The organism is Flavobacterium sp., from assembly GCF_052437795.1.
Lineage (GTDB): Bacteria > Bacteroidota > Bacteroidia > Flavobacteriales > Flavobacteriaceae > Flavobacterium.
This window is the reverse complement of the sequence record NZ_JBQVPA010000002.1, coordinates 345,035-361,523: the sequence shown is the minus strand read 5'-3', so window position 1 is coordinate 361,523 and position 16,489 is coordinate 345,035. Positions and strand designations below refer to the sequence as shown.

At 44.0% G+C, this 16,489-nt stretch carries 29 protein-coding genes; 23 read left to right on the top strand and 6 right to left on the bottom strand.

Annotated elements, in window-relative coordinates:
- Position 1: 1 nt before the first annotated feature.
- The 12 genes from ACT6R0_RS08400 (at position 2) to ACT6R0_RS08345 (ending at position 5,181) form a co-directional block, all read left to right on the top strand.
- Complete coding sequence (locus ACT6R0_RS08400) at positions 2 to 235, top strand: hypothetical protein (RefSeq protein ID WP_444652707.1); 234 nt, start codon at positions 2 to 4, stop codon at positions 233 to 235.
- Positions 236 to 243: 8 nt separating this feature from the next.
- Entirely contained in the window at positions 244 to 504 is a 261-nt protein-coding gene (locus ACT6R0_RS08395; protein ID WP_444652708.1) for a hypothetical protein, read from the top strand.
- A gap of 2 nt (positions 505 to 506) precedes the next feature.
- The gene (locus ACT6R0_RS08390) at positions 507 to 734 is read left to right on the top strand and encodes a hypothetical protein (protein WP_444652710.1); all 228 of its coding nucleotides are present in this window, start codon (positions 507 to 509) and stop codon (positions 732 to 734) included.
- Positions 735 to 744: 10 nt separating this feature from the next.
- Positions 745 to 894 carry a hypothetical protein gene (locus ACT6R0_RS08385; protein WP_444652711.1) on the top strand — a complete coding sequence of 50 codons (150 nt, stop codon included), beginning with the start codon at positions 745 to 747 and terminating at the stop codon, positions 892 to 894.
- A 16-nt stretch (positions 895 to 910) separates the two neighbouring features.
- Entirely contained in the window at positions 911 to 1,207 is a 297-nt protein-coding gene (locus tag ACT6R0_RS08380; protein WP_444652712.1) for a hypothetical protein, read from the top strand.
- Complete coding sequence (locus ACT6R0_RS08375) at positions 1,204 to 1,365, top strand: hypothetical protein (protein WP_444652714.1); 162 nt, start codon at positions 1,204 to 1,206, stop codon at positions 1,363 to 1,365. Before ACT6R0_RS08380 ends, ACT6R0_RS08375 begins: the two co-directional genes overlap by 4 nt.
- Positions 1,362 to 2,135 carry a hypothetical protein gene (locus ACT6R0_RS08370; RefSeq protein WP_444652715.1) on the top strand — a complete coding sequence of 258 codons (774 nt, stop codon included), beginning with the start codon at positions 1,362 to 1,364 and terminating at the stop codon, positions 2,133 to 2,135. The genes ACT6R0_RS08375 and ACT6R0_RS08370 overlap by 4 nt, the downstream gene beginning before the upstream one ends.
- Positions 2,125 to 2,298 carry a hypothetical protein gene (locus ACT6R0_RS08365; RefSeq protein WP_444652716.1) on the top strand — a complete coding sequence of 58 codons (174 nt, stop codon included), beginning with the start codon at positions 2,125 to 2,127 and terminating at the stop codon, positions 2,296 to 2,298. Before ACT6R0_RS08370 ends, ACT6R0_RS08365 begins: the two co-directional genes overlap by 11 nt.
- 4 nt (positions 2,299 to 2,302) lie before the next feature.
- Positions 2,303 to 2,449, top strand: a complete 147-nt coding sequence (locus ACT6R0_RS08360) for a hypothetical protein (RefSeq protein ID WP_444652717.1) — start codon at positions 2,303 to 2,305, stop codon at positions 2,447 to 2,449.
- 302 nt (positions 2,450 to 2,751) lie between these two features.
- Positions 2,752 to 3,333 carry a hypothetical protein gene (locus tag ACT6R0_RS08355; protein ID WP_444652719.1) on the top strand — a complete coding sequence of 194 codons (582 nt, stop codon included), beginning with the start codon at positions 2,752 to 2,754 and terminating at the stop codon, positions 3,331 to 3,333.
- 4 nt (positions 3,334 to 3,337) lie between these two features.
- Positions 3,338 to 4,039 carry a DNA adenine methylase gene (locus ACT6R0_RS08350; RefSeq protein ID WP_444652720.1) on the top strand — a complete coding sequence of 234 codons (702 nt, stop codon included), beginning with the start codon at positions 3,338 to 3,340 and terminating at the stop codon, positions 4,037 to 4,039.
- Complete coding sequence (locus ACT6R0_RS08345; protein ID WP_444652721.1) at positions 4,036 to 5,181, top strand: hypothetical protein; 1,146 nt, start codon at positions 4,036 to 4,038, stop codon at positions 5,179 to 5,181. Before ACT6R0_RS08350 ends, ACT6R0_RS08345 begins: the two co-directional genes overlap by 4 nt.
- 859 nt (positions 5,182 to 6,040) lie before the next feature.
- On the opposite strand, the gene ACT6R0_RS08340 is transcribed toward ACT6R0_RS08345, so the two are convergent.
- The 5 genes from ACT6R0_RS08340 to ACT6R0_RS08320 all read right to left on the bottom strand — a co-directional run bounded on the left by ACT6R0_RS08340 (position 6,041) and on the right by ACT6R0_RS08320 (position 8,998).
- The gene (locus ACT6R0_RS08340) at positions 6,041 to 6,172 is read right to left on the bottom strand and encodes a hypothetical protein (protein WP_444652723.1); all 132 of its coding nucleotides are present in this window, start codon (positions 6,170 to 6,172) and stop codon (positions 6,041 to 6,043) included.
- A 65-nt stretch (positions 6,173 to 6,237) separates the two neighbouring features.
- Positions 6,238 to 6,726 carry a hypothetical protein gene (locus tag ACT6R0_RS08335; RefSeq protein ID WP_444652725.1) on the bottom strand — a complete coding sequence of 163 codons (489 nt, stop codon included), beginning with the start codon at positions 6,724 to 6,726 and terminating at the stop codon, positions 6,238 to 6,240.
- Positions 6,727 to 6,735: 9 nt separating this feature from the next.
- Positions 6,736 to 7,389: an SOS response-associated peptidase gene (locus tag ACT6R0_RS08330; protein ID WP_444652727.1), complete on the bottom strand. Its 654-nt coding sequence runs from the start codon at positions 7,387 to 7,389 to the stop codon at positions 6,736 to 6,738.
- Positions 7,390 to 7,392: 3 nt separating this feature from the next.
- Entirely contained in the window at positions 7,393 to 8,652 is a 1,260-nt protein-coding gene (locus tag ACT6R0_RS08325; RefSeq protein WP_444652729.1) for a Y-family DNA polymerase, read from the bottom strand.
- Position 8,653: 1 nt separating this feature from the next.
- Positions 8,654 to 8,998, bottom strand: coding sequence for a LexA family protein (locus ACT6R0_RS08320; RefSeq protein ID WP_444652730.1), 345 nt, complete (start codon positions 8,996 to 8,998; stop codon positions 8,654 to 8,656).
- Positions 8,999 to 9,198: 200 nt separating this feature from the next.
- On the opposite strand from ACT6R0_RS08320, the gene ACT6R0_RS08315 reads away from it, so the two are divergent.
- The 5 genes from ACT6R0_RS08315 to ACT6R0_RS08295 all read left to right on the top strand — a co-directional run bounded on the left by ACT6R0_RS08315 (position 9,199) and on the right by ACT6R0_RS08295 (position 13,259).
- A complete protein-coding gene (locus ACT6R0_RS08315; RefSeq protein WP_444652732.1) occupies positions 9,199 to 10,650 on the top strand; it encodes a hypothetical protein in 1,452 nt (483 codons plus the stop codon).
- Entirely contained in the window at positions 10,650 to 11,621 is a 972-nt protein-coding gene (locus tag ACT6R0_RS08310; protein WP_444652734.1) for a hypothetical protein, read from the top strand. The genes ACT6R0_RS08315 and ACT6R0_RS08310 overlap by 1 nt, the downstream gene beginning before the upstream one ends.
- A 22-nt stretch (positions 11,622 to 11,643) precedes the next feature.
- Complete coding sequence (locus ACT6R0_RS08305; RefSeq protein WP_444652735.1) at positions 11,644 to 12,159, top strand: hypothetical protein; 516 nt, start codon at positions 11,644 to 11,646, stop codon at positions 12,157 to 12,159.
- Between the two features lie 66 nt (positions 12,160 to 12,225).
- Positions 12,226 to 12,807 (top strand): hypothetical protein, encoded by a 582-nt coding sequence (locus ACT6R0_RS08300; RefSeq protein ID WP_444652737.1) that lies wholly within the window; start codon positions 12,226 to 12,228, stop codon positions 12,805 to 12,807.
- A gap of 83 nt (positions 12,808 to 12,890) precedes the next feature.
- The gene (locus ACT6R0_RS08295; protein ID WP_444652739.1) at positions 12,891 to 13,259 is read left to right on the top strand and encodes a hypothetical protein; all 369 of its coding nucleotides are present in this window, start codon (positions 12,891 to 12,893) and stop codon (positions 13,257 to 13,259) included.
- Between the two features lie 93 nt (positions 13,260 to 13,352).
- Here the strand turns inward: ACT6R0_RS08295 and ACT6R0_RS08290 are convergent, their stop codons facing one another.
- Complete coding sequence (locus ACT6R0_RS08290; protein WP_444652740.1) at positions 13,353 to 13,484, bottom strand: hypothetical protein; 132 nt, start codon at positions 13,482 to 13,484, stop codon at positions 13,353 to 13,355.
- Between the two features lie 81 nt (positions 13,485 to 13,565).
- On the opposite strand from ACT6R0_RS08290, the gene ACT6R0_RS08285 reads away from it, so the two are divergent.
- From ACT6R0_RS08285 to ACT6R0_RS08260, 6 genes are read left to right on the top strand one after another with little or no spacing between them, the layout of a single operon-like run.
- Positions 13,566 to 14,351 (top strand): hypothetical protein, encoded by a 786-nt coding sequence (locus ACT6R0_RS08285; RefSeq protein ID WP_444652741.1) that lies wholly within the window; start codon positions 13,566 to 13,568, stop codon positions 14,349 to 14,351.
- Positions 14,352 to 14,353: 2 nt separating this feature from the next.
- Positions 14,354 to 14,572, top strand: a complete 219-nt coding sequence (locus ACT6R0_RS08280; protein WP_444652742.1) for a hypothetical protein — start codon at positions 14,354 to 14,356, stop codon at positions 14,570 to 14,572.
- Position 14,573: 1 nt separating this feature from the next.
- Positions 14,574 to 15,059 (top strand): hypothetical protein, encoded by a 486-nt coding sequence (locus ACT6R0_RS08275; protein ID WP_444652743.1) that lies wholly within the window; start codon positions 14,574 to 14,576, stop codon positions 15,057 to 15,059.
- A gap of 2 nt (positions 15,060 to 15,061) precedes the next feature.
- Entirely contained in the window at positions 15,062 to 15,505 is a 444-nt protein-coding gene (locus ACT6R0_RS08270; protein ID WP_444652744.1) for a hypothetical protein, read from the top strand.
- 2 nt (positions 15,506 to 15,507) lie between these two features.
- Positions 15,508 to 15,972 (top strand): hypothetical protein, encoded by a 465-nt coding sequence (locus ACT6R0_RS08265; protein WP_444652745.1) that lies wholly within the window; start codon positions 15,508 to 15,510, stop codon positions 15,970 to 15,972.
- The gene (locus ACT6R0_RS08260) at positions 15,972 to 16,478 is read left to right on the top strand and encodes a hypothetical protein (RefSeq protein WP_444652746.1); all 507 of its coding nucleotides are present in this window, start codon (positions 15,972 to 15,974) and stop codon (positions 16,476 to 16,478) included. Before ACT6R0_RS08265 ends, ACT6R0_RS08260 begins: the two co-directional genes overlap by 1 nt.
- Positions 16,479 to 16,489: the final 11 nt, after the last annotated feature.

Below are 16,489 nucleotides of genomic sequence, written 5' to 3'. Positions count from 1 at the left end.
CATGGAAGCAAAGGAAGCCCATAAATACGCCAGCTGGTGCAACGCCAATTTCATTAAGCTGTTTCCGGTGCCAACGAGCAGTCCTGGTATATATAAGATCGCAATGGAGAAAAAAGGCATAGTTACACAAGGACAGCAATACTTCCGGGACAAGCCGCTGAAAAATGAGTTGTCGGTATGGGATAAGATCCGGGAGATCTACAAAGAGATTTACGAAAAGAACAATAAAGCATAACACTACCCATGGAAACGCAAAGCAAAACACCCCTTAAAGAACTGCCATTCGCCTGCTCTAAAAGCGAACTGGTTGCATTGTACCTGAACCAAATGACCGAGGATTACATCCTTTCTCAGATCAATACCATAATAGCCGCAAATCGCCCTAATGTAACTCCCTCGGATGGCTCCCCACGAGTGCGGCGCATCACGAACAAGGAATTTATGGAGTTTGTTGCCATACACGGCGCACCGAAAGGATACGCGAAACCAATAGAAGATCAATAGCCATGGGTAGGTTACGAACAATGCAGATATGCCTTAGCGATCTGCCACAGGAGAAAATAATTACAGCAGGTAACGGCAAACAATATATAAGCCTTGCAACGTGGGACCTGGACGAACCTAACCACCGCGACCAGGACTTTGTTGTGTCTGTTACCCGTAATAAGGAAGAATATACCGCACAAGTGCCAAGGGTGTATGTTGGCGGCGGAGTGATAGATAAGAATTACTAATGCTATGAGTATGAAAAAAATCGAAGTCCCAAAGGTTCTTGCCGGTAAGTCGCGAAAATTTACCCGCACAGGTATTTTCCTGAACAGGAACGGTAAGCCATTGCAATGGGATGCTGTTAACCGCGGTACCGCAAAATATTACTTGAGGAACTATTATTAACCAAATACTGACTGATATGAATAAATGTAAAAACTGCGGCAGGTCTGTGGATGAAGGCCCGTTGAAACGAGTAAATGAAATAGGAATTACTGGTATTTTTTGGTCCGAGCCCTGCATCAAGGAACATGAACCGGAATTGTACAAAAACATCATGGACGATAAGACTGATGTGGAAAAAGACTTGGAAGCTATGTTTTACCCGTCAAACAATCCGATTAAACTTTGTTCAACATGCGGTGTAAATCTTGCTATGGCCCATAACGATTGTAGTAACTGTGCTTCATGCGAAGACCTTAAAAATGCAATGAAATGATACGAGTAAAAATTTTTATCTCCCTTTTTGCCGTTGCAACGGTGATCGTGGGCAGCCTACACATGTATGATTACCAACTTGTACTGTGGAGCTTCTTCTGCTTATGCGTTGGATGTGCGCTGATGGCATTGTGGAAACTTAAAAAGGTTGAGCCATGAAAGTACGCCCAATACTATATTCCACCCAAATGGTGCAGGCTATCAAGGATGGCCGGAAAACACAGACACGCCGCATATTAAAACTGCTACCAGCTGATGCAAAATGGTTCGCTGACAATGAATGTGAAATGGCTATTGAACCACGGGATGTGCCTAAAGGATTTCAGATTTTTTGGAATGATGTTTTTGACCCTGAAAGCGATGAACCTATAGACCGTTGGCGATGGTTTGATGACATTGCCTGCCCCTACGGGGATCCCGGCGATATGCTTTATGTCCGTGAAACCTATTATGCTTATGGTTACTGGATAACTAATGGCGTAACCGCAACAGGAAAGCACAAATACAGGTTCGTTGACCTCTCATGCTATTCTGTGTGGCAGGATAAAGGATTTGGTTACAGGTACTATGATGATCCCCCCGATGAAATACTATCTAACAGTTCCCTTGGCAAAATGGGCTACCACAAACGCCCATCGTTGTTCATGCCCAAAGCAGCTGCCCGTTTTTTTCAAAAGATCAAACGCAGATGGGCTGAGCGCCTGAATGATATAAGCGAAGCCGATGCAATTTCAGAGGGTGTAGAACTTGACATTGAATATCAAGCTTACAAGGATTACCAAAATGATAATTCTCTCTATGTATCCGCAAAAGATTCTTTCCGCACAATTTGGGAAATGATCAACGGTAAAGGCACGTGGGACAAGAACCCTTTTGTGTGGTGTGTAGAGTTTGAATTAACTGACAATCCTTGGAAAGATGAAAGCTGAAACTATTTACCAAGCGGTCGGTCAAAATTGGTTTATCACAAAAAAAGACCTGCAAGACTTAGGCATCAATCCCGATAAAAAGTGGGAAAGAATAATGCTCTTTGAACTCAGTGCAATTGCAAGTTTTCTATATGTGACTATCTCAGACCTAACAGATTCTTAAAGCTATGAAAGTAATTAAAACCCAGCAACGGTTCGTTGCAATTTCGCAACGAACCGTTGCAACGCCCAACGAACGCCGCCTGAAAGCTAAGATCCTGACCGGAGGCCTAAAGCTATGGTTGCTTAATCTTTTGAGCCATGGCCGCAGTTAAGTCAGACAACCCTTTACACGCTGAATTGAACCGGTATTACAACGTTCATGTGTGGGAATGGTCAGAAGAAAGACAGGAATATTTGCGATGCGGCATTTGTTCCGCAAATGAAGTTTCTGTGTACATCGGAAATGAAGAACTTAAAATAAGGCTTTTTAACCGGGTTTTAGAGGGCATGCCTTCCCGACATACCTCTTTGGTCAGAAAGCGTCTAAAAATAGATTTTTACCAAAAATAAGGAAACGCTTTTACTGGCTTTTCTGTGAAACCCCTTTAAACACTAACGATTAATACTATTAATTATGAAAAATATATTTCAAATAGCAGAAGGTATAAAAAATCTGTATAATATGAAAACACTACACCGCATTTACTCAATACTAATGTTCCCAATCATTGCAACGGTATATATAGCAACGCAAATTTTGATGTTAATACTTAACCTGATGCTAAGTTTTAAGCATGATGTTTTTTATGGACGGCCAATCAATCCAGTGCTGCCGGATCATTACGCCGCCCATTACGCTTACCGCCTCTCATACTCGATATTTTACCCTTTTGGAATTTTCATAAATGCACTACAATGCCTTAACGAGTATAGCTTTTGGGAAATTCCTACGGTAATTGAACTGGAGGCTAAACCTAATCCAATGTCGGGATGGACTGACCGCCGAAAAGAGCCTCTGCCAACACAACACTGCTATATTAGGATAAAGCCTGAATATGGCGATGAAACTTACATCTGCCAATGGAAGCCACGCACTAAAGAAACCACCGACCATACACCAGGACTTCTTGGCAATGCTGTAACGTTTGATGGTTCTACCTTTCAGGCATGGGAACAGAATGATTTAAGCCACTTTTTTTACTACCAAAAACTGTAAGCCCATGTTCAGCTACTACGGTTCCAAATCCAAGATCGTGAAGTATTACCCACCCCCGAAGTATGGTACCATCATAGAGCCATTTGCCGGTAGCGGCCAATACTCATTGATGTATCACGACAGGAATGTTATACTGGTCGATAAAAGCCCTGACATTATTGCGATATGGCAACACTTGCAACAATGCTCTGCCAACGATATAAAAGCGTTACCAATTCTTCCTGCCGGCAGTGTCATTGATCGCTCAATGTTCAGTTGTGATGGCGAATACACGCTTATGCGATACCTGATAGTACAGGGTGCTTTTTCCGGAAATAATACTGTTAGTCCATGGGGAGCTGCCAGGTTTGAGAACAATCTTGCGAGAGTACTTCGCCATCTGCATAAAATAAAGCATTGGCAATTTATCCTGGGCTGTTATACCGAACTTGAAAATACCGTTGCAACGTGGTTCATTGATCCGCCTTATGAGAATGGCGGGCATAAATATCCTATGTCAAACAGGAAAATTGACTTTCAGCACTTGGCCGAATGGTCGCGCACCAGGCAAGGGCAAGTGATCGTATGTGAGAATGCAGATGCCTCATGGCTTCCCTTTAATCCACTGCGCGAATCGAAAGGACTTAAAGCAAAGCCTAACACTGAAGGCATTTGGAGCAATGAGCAAACGAATTACGATAATGTACAAATGAAATTAGCGATATGAGTAAGGAATTTAAAATATCACCCCACGAGCTTAACGAGCGTTTGCAATGGCCGCTTGAAGATAAGATTGAGCACGCCATTTACAAGTTTTTGGAATTCTACCTTTTCTATAAAGGTCACGTTTACCAAAGCTTTTCAGGCGGTAAAGATAGCCAAACCCTCGACGAGATCATTCAAGGTATATTTGAAGGCAAATGGCGTGAGCAGGTAATAATGTGCCTAATTGACATTCTTAACCTTGACACTAAAGAAAAATGGGATGCTGCTTATCAAGAGATAATAATTGAAAAAAAATATGGCATTCCTCCAAAAGTGTTTTGCGATACCGGTCTCGAATTTCCTGAGATCAGAAAACACGTAAAAACATTTGACGGCACAATATGGCTGAAACCAAAAATGAAATTTCCTGATGTTATTAAAAATGTTGGTGTCGCGGTTGGTAGCAAAAAGGTCGCAATGCAGGTCAGCCGACTTATAAATTATCTCGCTAATCCGACACCGGAAAATGAAGCTACCCGTAATTTATATTTGACCGGAATAAAGAAGGATGGCACGAAAAGTAAAAGCTTTGGTCTTACTAAACGTTGGCTCGGTTTACTTAATGCTCCATTTAAAACCTCGGATAAGTGTTGTGATATTTTTAAAAAAGAGCCATGGGAACGATATTACAAAGAAACTGGACGTAAACCTATAACTGCTACCACAGTATCAGAATCCTTGCAACGGAGAGGCTCGTACCTACAGACTGGATGTAACACTTTCGATAAAGGTAAAGAAATGTGCCGGCCTTTCTCGATTTTTACCGATGATGATGTTTGGAAAATGGCTGAGCTATATAAAATACGATTTTGCGAAGTTTATTATGACCGTATTGTCAATGTGCCGGATGGCACTGGTGGCTATTTTGAAGTATTTGTTTCGGGAGAAAAACGCACGGGCTGTATGTTCTGCCTGTTCGGTATTCATCTTGAGCCAAAAGACGAACCAAACCGTTTCCAACGGCTTGCTATTACCCATCCAAAGCAATATCAATTTATGGTGGACCAATGTGGCTTAGGTATTGTCCTGGACTTTATCGGTGTAAAATATAAGGCCACAAAGGAAACTTTTTTTAAAGTAAAGCAGTATGATTTATTTCAATGATGCTAATAATTCACCTCCTGAACCACCGGCAGTATCTATTCCACACGGAGGATTAGCAATTGTAGTATCTATTGTATTATCAATAGCATTTAGATCATTTGTACTATTTATACTGTTCATATCATTTGCAACGTTTCAATCTTATTTACCATTTGGTATTTATTTGACGTTTTTTTCTAATAGTATTCAGGTGAAGGGAGTAAAATTTTATTAACAACAGAATGTGAATTATCCAAAATCCCTTATTTTTCAATAGCTTACGTAAATTTTGTCCGTAACCAAAATTACCATAGCAATCAAGCAACATATTACTTACTTATTTATCTTTGTAAAAGAACGTCCAAGACTGTTTTTAAAAACAAAAAACCGCCACAAGGACGGTTTAGTGATTATTCTGCCTTTTCAGCAAATAATATCGCAATATCTACTACCAGGCGTGAGAATCTGTAAATAGATGGAGCGAGCTTTCTAAATTTGGCCCACAGTTTTCCCAAACTGCCCGGGCCATTCTTTTTGATGCTCACGATATTAATGAGAGTAACAAATTTCAGTATTTAGATCGAATAATAAAAGCCCTACTTATTCACAATCGGGTATAGTTTTTAACAGGTATCAACGAAGAGTTAAAATTTTACAACACGTTCATTTTGTTGATTTTAAGCAACTTAAAGAATGTTCTGTTCTCCTAATGGTGGAGAGTGCACAGCAAACTATCTCGGCGCAAGGGAGACTTTACCAATTTTATTGCCAGGGATTCTATCACAGGATGGTAAAAGTCCCAATCGTCGGAGTTATACCCCTTATTGTCGGACTACACAACAGTATAAAAAAAACAGCCTACTTAATGAGGCTGTATAAATTACTTCCCTGTTTTTTTTACAGGTGGCTTTAACTTGTCGTTGTTACCTGGAGTGTCCTTATTGTCACGTTGGCGTTTGTCCGGCTCACCTGTAGATTTGGCCGTCCTTTTAGGTCCTGGTTTAAGTGCCATAGCTGTATATTTTGATTGATTAGAACTCAAATTTAAAGAATTTCTCCATTAATAGCAAGCATTATTTAGTCAGTAGAATAATAGTCCATTATACTGTAAATGACTGCTATGATGGAAATAAGAATTGAAATGAATGCTATCCACCTTGTCCTTTTTGAATATTTATTTGCATCTATTGCTGAAAGGTTAAGTTCGTGCTCTGTATCTTCAAAAGTTTTCTTTCTCATTTCTTGTTCATTATTTTTTTGAACATAACTAAAATGACCTCCAGCAAGTCGTACATCTTGACCTATTTGAGTAAGTTGATAATAATTTAAGTTACCAATCTTGGTTATATAATTTAAATCTTCCATTTTTTTTCGTGCATCTCCACTCAATTCGCGCGTGTATTCCTTGAAGTCGTGATAGTTCTTCCTAATATCATCACCAAGGTCATTGAAATGAAACTTATCATTAATTGGCGTAATTCGAGTGTACAAATCAACTAATTTAATAATAGCCTTATCTCTTCCTTCAGGAAATTCATAAGGTATGTAGCCATTTATTAATCCCATATCGTAAAATTATAATAAATTCTGTTGCTCCCCCTCCATTAGCGGCGCTGCGTTCAATTCTATCTCCGTCCGTGAGTGGTACGGTTCCAGTTTATCCCGTTGTAACCAAAGCTTTTGCTCCTCTTTGGTTAAGATCACTGGCATGCGCTTTTTACTGTTGTGTATCTCAGCCATAAGCGTATTGGCCTCGGTAGTGAGTATCGTAAAAGTCGGAATGTTATCAATAATATTGTAAATACCGGCCATTGCAAAGGGCTTGCCGTCCGGCGTTCCAATTTCATACGGGAATTTGTCTACAGCTTTCTTACCCGGTATAGGTATGTGCTTCCATTCCTTGAAACTGCGCGCCAAAACCAGGCAACGGTTATCGGTGTAGTATTTGTAGGATGCCAGGCTCTCTACGGTTTCAATTTTAGCGTTAAGGGTATTAGCTTTCTTAAAGAATTCTTTCGGGTCCTGGTGCGCCGCCCATTTTGGAATAAGCCCCCATGTACCCGTTGTGATAATTGACGGGTCAGTGTCAAGGATAATGTAGGTTTCCGGATGGTCGTAGCCATTCAGGAAAACGTTACTGCCTGTAAAAAGGTTCGGCTGTTCATAGCGTGAATTAAACCATGCTTCTTCTTCCTCGATACCCTCTGTATTCAAATACCAATAGCACATAAATTACGATTTTACGGTTATAATATCAGGCCAGCGCGTTGTATAGTGCGGCGAAAGCCTTTCCTGTTTCATTTTCCATTTGCGCCCCAGATCCTGTGCGGCAAGCATGACCTTTGTACTGCCAATGCTCCGGTTGATCTTATCCATGGTGCGCATCAGGTCCATCTGCCTAGGGTCCTCTCCCCAAAACATATTCAGCTGCCGGCTTTCGTTCGGGCTTATCGCGCTAATTATCACACCGGCCTTTTTGTAATGGTAGCCCTCTTTGTAGATAAGCTTCAATGCTTTTTGCGCAAATCCGTTGATGTCCATTGCGGAACTCGTTGGGAAACCCGTTGCAACGGTCAGGCAGGGATTATATGCCGCCAGATCCTGCCGAAAACGGTTGGTATTCAGGAACACAGTAACTAAGTTACAATTAGAATTTTGATTACGCAACTTTTCAGCACACGCATAAGAGAATGTCGCAACACGCTCTCGCAGGTAGTCATATTCCTTTACCATACCCTCAAAGGAACGTGTTGTCGAAATATTCTTTTTGGGCTTGATGTCCTCAAAGTCCAGTGTAGCAAGCCCTGACAGGTCGCGCTTGAGGCGAAGCCCCACGATGCTCATGTTATTCTGTACCCATTCATCCGGCATTTGCGTGAATTGCCAGGCATTGTGAACGCCCAATCGTTGCAGCTTATCGGCATATCTGCGGCCAATACCCCACACATCGCCGATCTGGGTCCAGCGCAAAGCCTTTTCCGCTTTATCCTTTGTATCGATCACATAGGCATTGCCGGTGCGATCAGGGAACTTCTTGGCTATCTTATTGGCTACTTTTGACAATGCTTTCGTTGGCGCGATCCCTACACTGATCGGGATGCCGGTACACTGCTTAACCCAACGGTGCATCTGCTGGCCGTACCTGGTCAGATCGAAGTGGTCAAAGCCATAAAGCTTCAGGAACGCTTCGTCGATGGAATAAACTTGTATGTCCGGGGTAAAGTCGGCAAGCGTGTTCATTACCCGGTTACTCATATCGCCGTACAGCGCATAGTTGGATGAAAATACCGCGATGCCCTTTTCCTCGAACAACTTCTCGAACTGGAAAGCAGGCGCGCCCATTGCAACGCCCAACGCCTTGGCTTCATTGGAGCGCGCAATTACACACCCGTCATTATTCGACAGTACCACAATGGGCCTGTGCTGAAGCTTCGGGTCGAATACCCGTTGGCAGCTGGCGTAAAAGTTATTGCAATCGACCAGGGCGAACATATCATACTCTCATTTTAACCACACATTTAACGATACCCCATATTTGGATGTCTCCGGCCAACGGCACCGGCGCGCTGTCATTGTCATTGGCCAAAAGCATTACTTCCGCTTTCGTTCGGAATATACGCCTGAGCAGAAATTCCCCATCGATCACGCAAACGGCCAGCGCACCATTGGCCGCATCCAGTGAGCGGTCGATAATGAGCAGGTCGCCTTTACCGATACCTGCATCCCGGAAGCCCTCCCCACCAAGCCACATAAAGAATGTGCTGTTGGGATGCTTCACAAGCAGCTTGTTAAGGTCAAGGTATTGCTCCAAAAAATCATTCGCCGGGCTTTCAAACATAATATAAGAAAATAATCATACAAAGCTATGTAATAATTCTTCTAATATTTGCAATGGTTTTGCTAAAACTTGTTAACACACCTTAATTCCCCCTAAATCAGCGTAGTTAAATTTATCTTCCGCTAACCCTGTCTTATGGGTGTTAAATCCTAACTATCAGATTATTGTGTCTAACCTTTGCACTATCATTCAGTCAGGACATGAGCGAGTTAGACCTTTTATTGTACCGGCCACTCCGTGACGGAAAGAAATTTGAAAAACTGATCCCCTATAGCAGCTGTGAGGCAAGCGCATTGGGCAATGGTATGACAGATTTCTCCGTAAAGGAAATGGCAAAGATGGTAAAGCGATTTACCTGGCACATGAAAAAGGTCGCGCCGCTCCTGAAGAAAAGTTCATTGCAACAGACCTGCAACGCTATACACGATTTCGCTTATAGCCACTTCCAGTATAAAGCCGATACGGATGTGCAATACCTGCGAAGCCCTGCATGCTCATGGCATGTGCGCTATGACGGTATTGACTGCAAAAGTTACAGCATCATTGCGAGCTGTGTTTTGCTTAATCTCGGCATCGATCATTACATACGCCGTATTAAGCAGCCGGGTTTACACCCTGACCTATGGACACACGTGTATGTGGTAGTTCCAAAGGATCAGAAAACGGGAGACCTCGACAAAGGCTACTATACCGTTGACGGTACCGTTGCAACGCCCACTGAAGGACCATTTACACAAAAAAGCGATTTGTTTATGAGCATGCAACATGTAGGATTGGCAAGGCCGCAACAAGAACAGGGATTGGGAGCAGTATCATTCAATGATATTCCTGGCTTCTCTACCATCAAGGGAATGTTCTCAAAAGGATGGTCGCTTAGCTGTATCGGCGGCACACACACGTATGCTGACTTTGATAAAACTCTCGCCAGTTTTATTCCATGGTTCAACAATGCTTTCAAGGCGGTCAACGATGCGATCGCCGCGAACAGCCCCGAAGTAATGGCGCTGGCCAACAAGCTAATGACTAACTCCCAACAGGTAGCGGCGCACTCTACAAGCTATGCGGGCCACAATTGGGATTCAGGATGTTCCAAAGCGGCTACCAAGTCATACAAGGAGTTGGGAGCTTACTATAATGACATGGTGCTGAAGGCTTTCCGTGGATGGCTTGAAACCTATTTCACAGTTACCTACAAGAATATTGATGGCATTAAACGAGGCGGTTACGATGCGGCACTAAAAAGCGAATTCACAAAGTCAAGCTTCAATGGCGGCAGCATTTCCGTAATAAATATTGCAAGCCTGGTGCTGAAGCCCGAAACCAAAGAGATAAAGGCTTTTGAAGTTACTCCCTATGCTCAGAATAAGGACAATTACTCAAATTTCGATGTAAGCAAGTTCCTTGGCACGCTGAACAAGGTAGCGGCGGTATTCAATGTTGGCGGTTCTTCCGGCAACGGGTCGGGTTCCGGCTCAGATGGGAATTACGAAAAATATGATCCATCCAAAACCCCTGTCACAACGAACAGCATGGGCATTGTGGGAGGTATAGCCATACTGGCATTGGCAGGTTATGCATTTTCCAAAATGCCTGACAAAGGACCGGGAGCTGCCAAAACAAGATCATCATCATCTAAAAAAACAAAGGCGTAATGAATTTAGCACAGAGGCAATACGGCGGCATACAACATTATCAGCAGGGATTGGGACTTCGCCTTTTCGGCAAGACCATCAGGGTTGGCAAGTGGCTCGCGGATGCGGGGACATATTTAGTTAATAAAGTATGCGACACCATTGACACATTTACTTTGGGACTGGCAAGTGGCTTAACTGAAAAACTTCGTAAACAGTGGATAGCACTAGTACCCGCCATCTTAGCCATTGATCCTGCCAAAAAAGTAGCCCCCCCTTATGAACCCACTACCGCTGAAAAAGCCATACTTAATGCGTGGCTGTTCGATAAGTTCACACCGTATGTTAATAGCCTTGCCCAGGCTGTAGGAGCTGCCTCTTCCATTACTGAACCACAGGCAAAGCTTAACGCCCTGAACGCTATAGAGAACAAAGTAAACCTTATCAATGACCATTATGCGGTCGCGGAAACTACAGGGCTATCGGTAGATGCTCAGGACAATCGCCAGTATCTCGTTTATGAGGGTTTACGCACTATTGACGAAGCCATTAAGGCAGTTATAGCCAATATGGGAGTAAGCGTGGTACAGGTACCTGTAACGTTTAAAGCCAACACTTACAGTATGGCCCCGCTATTCACATCTACGATCGTGACTACGGTAGAGGGCAATAACTACAAATTAGCATCAGGCAGCACCCCGATACTCATTCCGGCAGGTACGACACCATCTGCATCTGCCGGAAGTCCCAAAGCAACGAATATACCTGTAAACAATACATTGCCTAAGGGCGTGGATGGCGGTACCCTTGTACTGCAACCTTTGGTAAACCCTAATGTTAAGAACACCCCGGAGACACCATCCATCGGCAAGAAAGGTAATACCGTGCTGATCATAGGCGGCCTTTCCCTGGCCGCTGTCATCGCATACGCGGCGGTAAAGTCGGGCACGCCGAAAGCAGTTAAAACAAAGGCGAAAGCCACAAAACAGTAAACCATTTAATTTTTTAATAACGATGAAGTTTAAAAAGCCATCAGAATCACAAGTGAAGGACACCATCGCAGTAGCTGGTGGTGCATTTGCGGGAGGTATGGCCGGGCGAATTGCCTTTGGTGCAATTCACAAGCCTGGCGAACAAACCGATCCTAAGAAAGAAGAAAACGCTGTATTGATGAAACGTGCGGGGCTTGCTATTGCCGGTATTGCACTTGCAATGTGCATCGACGGTAAAGACAGCCTGACATCAATTGCCAAAGGCGCCGGTATTGGCCTTGCCCTTGACCAGGGGCAGGAGATCATGAAAACACTCGCTGTAAAAAATGGCGTGACCAATGAAGCGGGAGCAACTACTACCGCCCAAAAGATCAAAGCGCAGGCCGTTGGCCTTAACTGCCCTTGTGACGGTACCGCAATGCTTAACGGCGGATTGCGCTATGCATCATACGACTATTCAGCAATGGATCAGTATGCGCCGGTAAGTGCCGGACTTGATGCAGGCGAAAATGTGCTCGCCTCCCTGATGAGTGCATAAGCATAAAAAAAGGAAAAAGCTAAAAGGAAAAATTCACAAGTAAGAAAAACTCTTAAAAATACGAAAATGAAAAAACTGGAATTAAAGGATGCTCTGTCACTTATTCCCGCGATACAGCAGGGGAATGGCGTAGCAGTATCGGTACTGAACGGCAAGAAAGTAAAAGCCCGTTCAAAGGTATTTTACATCGCAGGGCTTGGCAATGCTATTGCGGCAAACAGTAACCAACTCATTTTGCCGTCAACGGTAAAGACCAATGGTTATAACAACTTCGACAAAGGCAACGTGCTGGCCTCCGGCCGAAATATCCTGGTAACAGGCGCGCGCTGGATATTCGACACCACGACATCATCGGTAACACCGCTGATCGCAACCTATGTGGATGCTGCCCCGCCTGCATTCCTAAATGGGGAGTTCGTGATCTCACAATCGGGTTCAGGCAACCTGCTTGAATCGCCTATTGGACCATTCGCTAAGAACGGCGCGGCCATCAACGCTGAAGACCAGTTCAGGGCAGTAACTCCGTTCATGATCCGTGAACTTGCGGAGTTTAACATACAGGCACTGCTTGTAGGTACCGGCGCATCCACTACGGCGTGGAGGCTTGAACTGGATGCCATTGAATTTACAGACAGCGACAATTCGTAAGGTTGTTTCATAATAGTTTGTTGGTTGGTTAATTGGAAAAGCCAAAGGCAGTGCTTTTGGCTTTTTTTACTCAAATCTTTATCATGAAAAAACTTATCCATACAGAAGCCCTTCCCATTGCCTCGGGAAGCAATACAATTGTAAAGCGATTTACGCCGCAAAGCGGCCGCATATTGGGTTGCAGCTTTTATCATAACAACAGTTCGTCAAGCCCTATTACTACCGGTACCATAAGCGCAAAGATCACGACAGATTCGGGAGAGGACATCATACCTATGTGTGATATTCGCCACTACCGTAACCGTGATGCGGCTTATAACGATGGTTTAGTGCCGATGGACTACGACACCTGCGGCAAGACGCTTGAAGTAACCATTGTGGCTACAGCGAATTTCTCCGCCAACTTCAATGCCACACTGGTACTTGTGTACGACAAAGAATATCTAAACTAAGATCATGCTGCAATCCGGTTTTAAATCTACTCCTATCACGCAGGACCTTTCGGAGCTAACAATCGAAAATGTTACAAGCCTGACCATTTCCAATTATGGTAATACTGTCCTGTCTGTAACTATTGGTGATGTTACCCGCATAATCCCGCCATTCAATCCAGCTATCGGCGTGCCTTTCGGCTCGTTCAGTTTACCTTGTGACGGGACAGCCTGTGACTTGCGCATAAGCTTCAATTTTGACACCGGCATTGGCAGCGCGATCTTAGATTACCGAAAACTATTACAACCCTTAACCTGTTAGAGAGAATGAAGCCGAATCTCAATGACATAATTGACAAACTGGACACTGACCAGTATTACGCTGTCCGCATTACTGATGCAGACAAAGGTACTTATATCTGTACCAACAAGACAGGGGCGGATATGAAAGCCGAAAGTAACAGTGTTGAAGAATATTTTAATGCGCTGTATGATAAAGGAGTGCGAAATATCGTGATACAGCCCCGCCGCAGGAATGGATCATCATTCGTTGATGGCGGCGAAGTATTTAAGTACAGTTTCGCATCTGAAGAACCTGCACATCAACCTGAACCCATTGCACCTACCCAGCAAGCCAGCTATATCCCGGAGATCCTTCCGGGTTTAGGTGGCAATTATGGCGGGTTGAATGCCCTCCAGGCGCAGTATCAAATGATGGATTACGCAAGGGTCGTACAGGAAAATAAAGAGCTGAAGGAAAAAAATGACCGCCTGTCGAAAAAGAAAAAGCGTCTTGAGCGGGAAGCACTGGAGAACCAGTTCAGCGAGAGTAAGGCAAATGGACAAAAGGAACTGGTAACTACATTGCTTACCACGGCACCTGCATTAATGGGGGCCTTAAAAGGCGCTGGAGTTCCAATGCCTGATCCCGGACTGGCTAGTCCAACGCCTAACCTTACCCATAACCAACAGCTACTAATCGAAGCGATACAGCACAACAAAGATTATATCGCGGAATACCTGCTTACAGCATTGAACGGTATGCGCGATAACCAGGAATTCGGTAACGAGTTCATCGAACTATTAGACAAACACAATTTAAAATCTGCTTAGTAATGCCTAAAGATGCAATGACAAAAGAAGTTACACTGACCTTCAAGGTAAAGGCAGGCGATCCTTTCGAGATGAAAAAGAAAGTAGCGATACTGGAGAAGTTCTCCCGCCTCGACATGGATGATCAAACACGCATTGAAACCATAATAGACAGCCCTGAAGCACGCAAGGGGTTGATGGAACACTGGAACACGCTAAAAGGCTTCATCGGCCTGAAATAACATGGCAAAAGTAAAACGACATACCAAAAAGAAAAAGAAAGGCCTGGGCAATCCCGTAGCTGTAGCGGCTTCTACTCCTGCGGGACAAAAGGCCATATCGGAGGTCGTTTCGATAATCCCGTGGCTTATCAAGGCAGGGCTTATCGGATTTGCAATATGGTATGCTGTAGGACTATGGACGAAAAGGTTCGTGAAAGCCGCGCAAAACCCTAATTATCCACCGGCCAACGTCAGCGATGCGCAGGCGGAAGCCAAAGCCGATGCCTTATACAATGCAATGTATGGCCCCGGAGCAAATTTTGATGAAGTGGCAGGACAGATAAACGGCCTTAACTACAACGGATGGATAAAGGTATTCAATGCCTTTGGAAAGCGTGGTGGTGTCAACCCATTTGCCGATGACATGAACCTTGTAGAATGGCTTACCGACCAGTTTGATGATGAAGAATTGATACAGTTACGATTTTTAGTAGGAAACGTATTTTAACTATGGCACTATCTCCCCAAAATAAAAAGTACCTGACCTATACTGCTTGCGGTGTAGGTGTGATCGTTTTGCTGAAGCTGGTTTTGCCAAAAACGGATTCATCAGGAAGGGCAAATGATCCCACCAATAATGGAATGCCTGGCGGTGGTACGGTACCTTCCAATTTCAATCCGTCAGTAGTTGCAGAAAAGCTGTATGATGCCATGAGGACTACTGGAACTGACGAAGCTGCTATTTTCAATGCACTTCAGCCTGTGAACCAGGCAATGTTCTCGCAGGTATACGGAAAGTTTGGAAAGCGTAGCTATAATAAAACTATGGGAAACCAGATTAATTACTTTCCAATAACGCCGCTCCCATTGGAAGATCTTAAGACATGGCTCCGAAACGAGCTCAGTGATGAGAACTATAACACACTTCGCTTGAAATACCCTTTATACCTGTAACCATGCCAATAAAGATAACCGGTAAGATAGTAGACGAATTCGGGCTAAGCCTGATAAGCGAGGCGACCGTTAGCGAAGTTCCGCCCGGCTCAAGCAATACTGGTTCTGCGGATGTTACAGCAAATGCCCAGACCGGAGAGTTCACTATCTACATTTTAAATCCGAATTCCCTGATCCGCTTTGAGGCTTTCGGCTACAAGCCAATATCATTTCCCGCTGCCTACTTTACCGCATTGGCCGGTAAGGCAGTTGTAAAACTTCAGGAGGCGGTTTACATCGAAGCGAATACACCTCCAAAGCCGGAAGAAAAGCCAGACAATACCTGGTTATGGGTCGCCGGGGGCATAGCAGTTGTAGCGGTCATTGCCGTTGCAACGGGTACCGAAAAGAAGCCTGTAAAAGCAAAAGGCCTTTCCGTACCGCGAATGAAGAAAAATAAAGTGAAACCGCTTAAAGTAACAGTGTAATGGCAAAGAGTTTTTTACCCGACCCTAAAAATTCTCACGATCCTAAAAGAAATTATCCGCGTGGTATCAGGAATAACAATCCGGGGAACCTCCGCCGCTCGGCAAACGCATGGGTAGGTAAAATTCCATACACCAATAGCACAGATGTCAGTTTTGAGCAGTTCACGCACCTGCATTTCGGCATACGTGCCATGATGCGTGACATTATTTCTGACATAAAAAAAGGAAATGATACCATCGCGGGCCTTATTGCTGAATATGCTCCACCAAGTGAGAACAATACGGCCAACTATATCCAGTCAGTCGCGACCGCTTTGGGAGTTGACGTCAACATGAAACTTGAAGTTACCGACCAGCTTCTCATTACAATAGCCAAGGCCATAGCACTAAAAGAGAATGGCCCGATAGCCAAACAGCTGATCTCCGATAGCGATTACCAGGATGCCATCGACATCATCGGGGTACCAATTAAAAAAAAAGCACCGGCAGCACTGCCACAACAATAATAGGCCTTGCC

Excerpts from the sequence above, each read along its gene's own strand:
- ACT6R0_RS08400 (WP_444652707.1), top strand. The coding sequence starts at position 2 with ATGGAAGCAAAGGAAGCCCATAAATACGCCAGCTGGTGCAACGCCAAT.
- ACT6R0_RS08395 (WP_444652708.1), top strand. The coding sequence starts at position 244 with ATGGAAACGCAAAGCAAAACACCCCTTAAAGAACTGCCATTCGCCTGC.
- ACT6R0_RS08390 (WP_444652710.1), top strand. The coding sequence starts at position 507 with ATGGGTAGGTTACGAACAATGCAGATATGCCTTAGCGATCTGCCACAG.
- ACT6R0_RS08385 (WP_444652711.1), top strand. The coding sequence starts at position 745 with ATGAAAAAAATCGAAGTCCCAAAGGTTCTTGCCGGTAAGTCGCGAAAA.
- ACT6R0_RS08380 (WP_444652712.1), top strand. The coding sequence starts at position 911 with ATGAATAAATGTAAAAACTGCGGCAGGTCTGTGGATGAAGGCCCGTTG.
- ACT6R0_RS08375 (WP_444652714.1), top strand. The coding sequence starts at position 1,204 with ATGATACGAGTAAAAATTTTTATCTCCCTTTTTGCCGTTGCAACGGTG.
- ACT6R0_RS08370 (WP_444652715.1), top strand. The coding sequence starts at position 1,362 with ATGAAAGTACGCCCAATACTATATTCCACCCAAATGGTGCAGGCTATC.
- ACT6R0_RS08365 (WP_444652716.1), top strand. The coding sequence starts at position 2,125 with ATGAAAGCTGAAACTATTTACCAAGCGGTCGGTCAAAATTGGTTTATC.
- ACT6R0_RS08360 (WP_444652717.1), top strand. The coding sequence starts at position 2,303 with ATGAAAGTAATTAAAACCCAGCAACGGTTCGTTGCAATTTCGCAACGA.
- ACT6R0_RS08355 (WP_444652719.1), top strand. The coding sequence starts at position 2,752 with ATGAAAAATATATTTCAAATAGCAGAAGGTATAAAAAATCTGTATAAT.
- ACT6R0_RS08350 (WP_444652720.1), top strand. The coding sequence starts at position 3,338 with ATGTTCAGCTACTACGGTTCCAAATCCAAGATCGTGAAGTATTACCCA.
- ACT6R0_RS08345 (WP_444652721.1), top strand. The coding sequence starts at position 4,036 with ATGAGTAAGGAATTTAAAATATCACCCCACGAGCTTAACGAGCGTTTG.
- ACT6R0_RS08340 (WP_444652723.1), bottom strand. The coding sequence starts at position 6,172 with ATGGCACTTAAACCAGGACCTAAAAGGACGGCCAAATCTACAGGTGAG.
- ACT6R0_RS08335 (WP_444652725.1), bottom strand. The coding sequence starts at position 6,726 with ATGGGATTAATAAATGGCTACATACCTTATGAATTTCCTGAAGGAAGA.
- ACT6R0_RS08330 (WP_444652727.1), bottom strand. The coding sequence starts at position 7,389 with ATGTGCTATTGGTATTTGAATACAGAGGGTATCGAGGAAGAAGAAGCA.
- ACT6R0_RS08325 (WP_444652729.1), bottom strand. The coding sequence starts at position 8,652 with ATGTTCGCCCTGGTCGATTGCAATAACTTTTACGCCAGCTGCCAACGG.
- ACT6R0_RS08320 (WP_444652730.1), bottom strand. The coding sequence starts at position 8,998 with ATGTTTGAAAGCCCGGCGAATGATTTTTTGGAGCAATACCTTGACCTT.
- ACT6R0_RS08315 (WP_444652732.1), top strand. The coding sequence starts at position 9,199 with ATGAGCGAGTTAGACCTTTTATTGTACCGGCCACTCCGTGACGGAAAG.
- ACT6R0_RS08310 (WP_444652734.1), top strand. The coding sequence starts at position 10,650 with ATGAATTTAGCACAGAGGCAATACGGCGGCATACAACATTATCAGCAG.
- ACT6R0_RS08305 (WP_444652735.1), top strand. The coding sequence starts at position 11,644 with ATGAAGTTTAAAAAGCCATCAGAATCACAAGTGAAGGACACCATCGCA.
- ACT6R0_RS08300 (WP_444652737.1), top strand. The coding sequence starts at position 12,226 with ATGAAAAAACTGGAATTAAAGGATGCTCTGTCACTTATTCCCGCGATA.
- ACT6R0_RS08295 (WP_444652739.1), top strand. The coding sequence starts at position 12,891 with ATGAAAAAACTTATCCATACAGAAGCCCTTCCCATTGCCTCGGGAAGC.
- ACT6R0_RS08290 (WP_444652740.1), bottom strand. The coding sequence starts at position 13,484 with ATGCGCAAGTCACAGGCTGTCCCGTCACAAGGTAAACTGAACGAGCCG.
- ACT6R0_RS08285 (WP_444652741.1), top strand. The coding sequence starts at position 13,566 with ATGAAGCCGAATCTCAATGACATAATTGACAAACTGGACACTGACCAG.
- ACT6R0_RS08280 (WP_444652742.1), top strand. The coding sequence starts at position 14,354 with ATGCCTAAAGATGCAATGACAAAAGAAGTTACACTGACCTTCAAGGTA.
- ACT6R0_RS08275 (WP_444652743.1), top strand. The coding sequence starts at position 14,574 with ATGGCAAAAGTAAAACGACATACCAAAAAGAAAAAGAAAGGCCTGGGC.
- ACT6R0_RS08270 (WP_444652744.1), top strand. The coding sequence starts at position 15,062 with ATGGCACTATCTCCCCAAAATAAAAAGTACCTGACCTATACTGCTTGC.
- ACT6R0_RS08265 (WP_444652745.1), top strand. The coding sequence starts at position 15,508 with ATGCCAATAAAGATAACCGGTAAGATAGTAGACGAATTCGGGCTAAGC.
- ACT6R0_RS08260 (WP_444652746.1), top strand. The coding sequence starts at position 15,972 with ATGGCAAAGAGTTTTTTACCCGACCCTAAAAATTCTCACGATCCTAAA.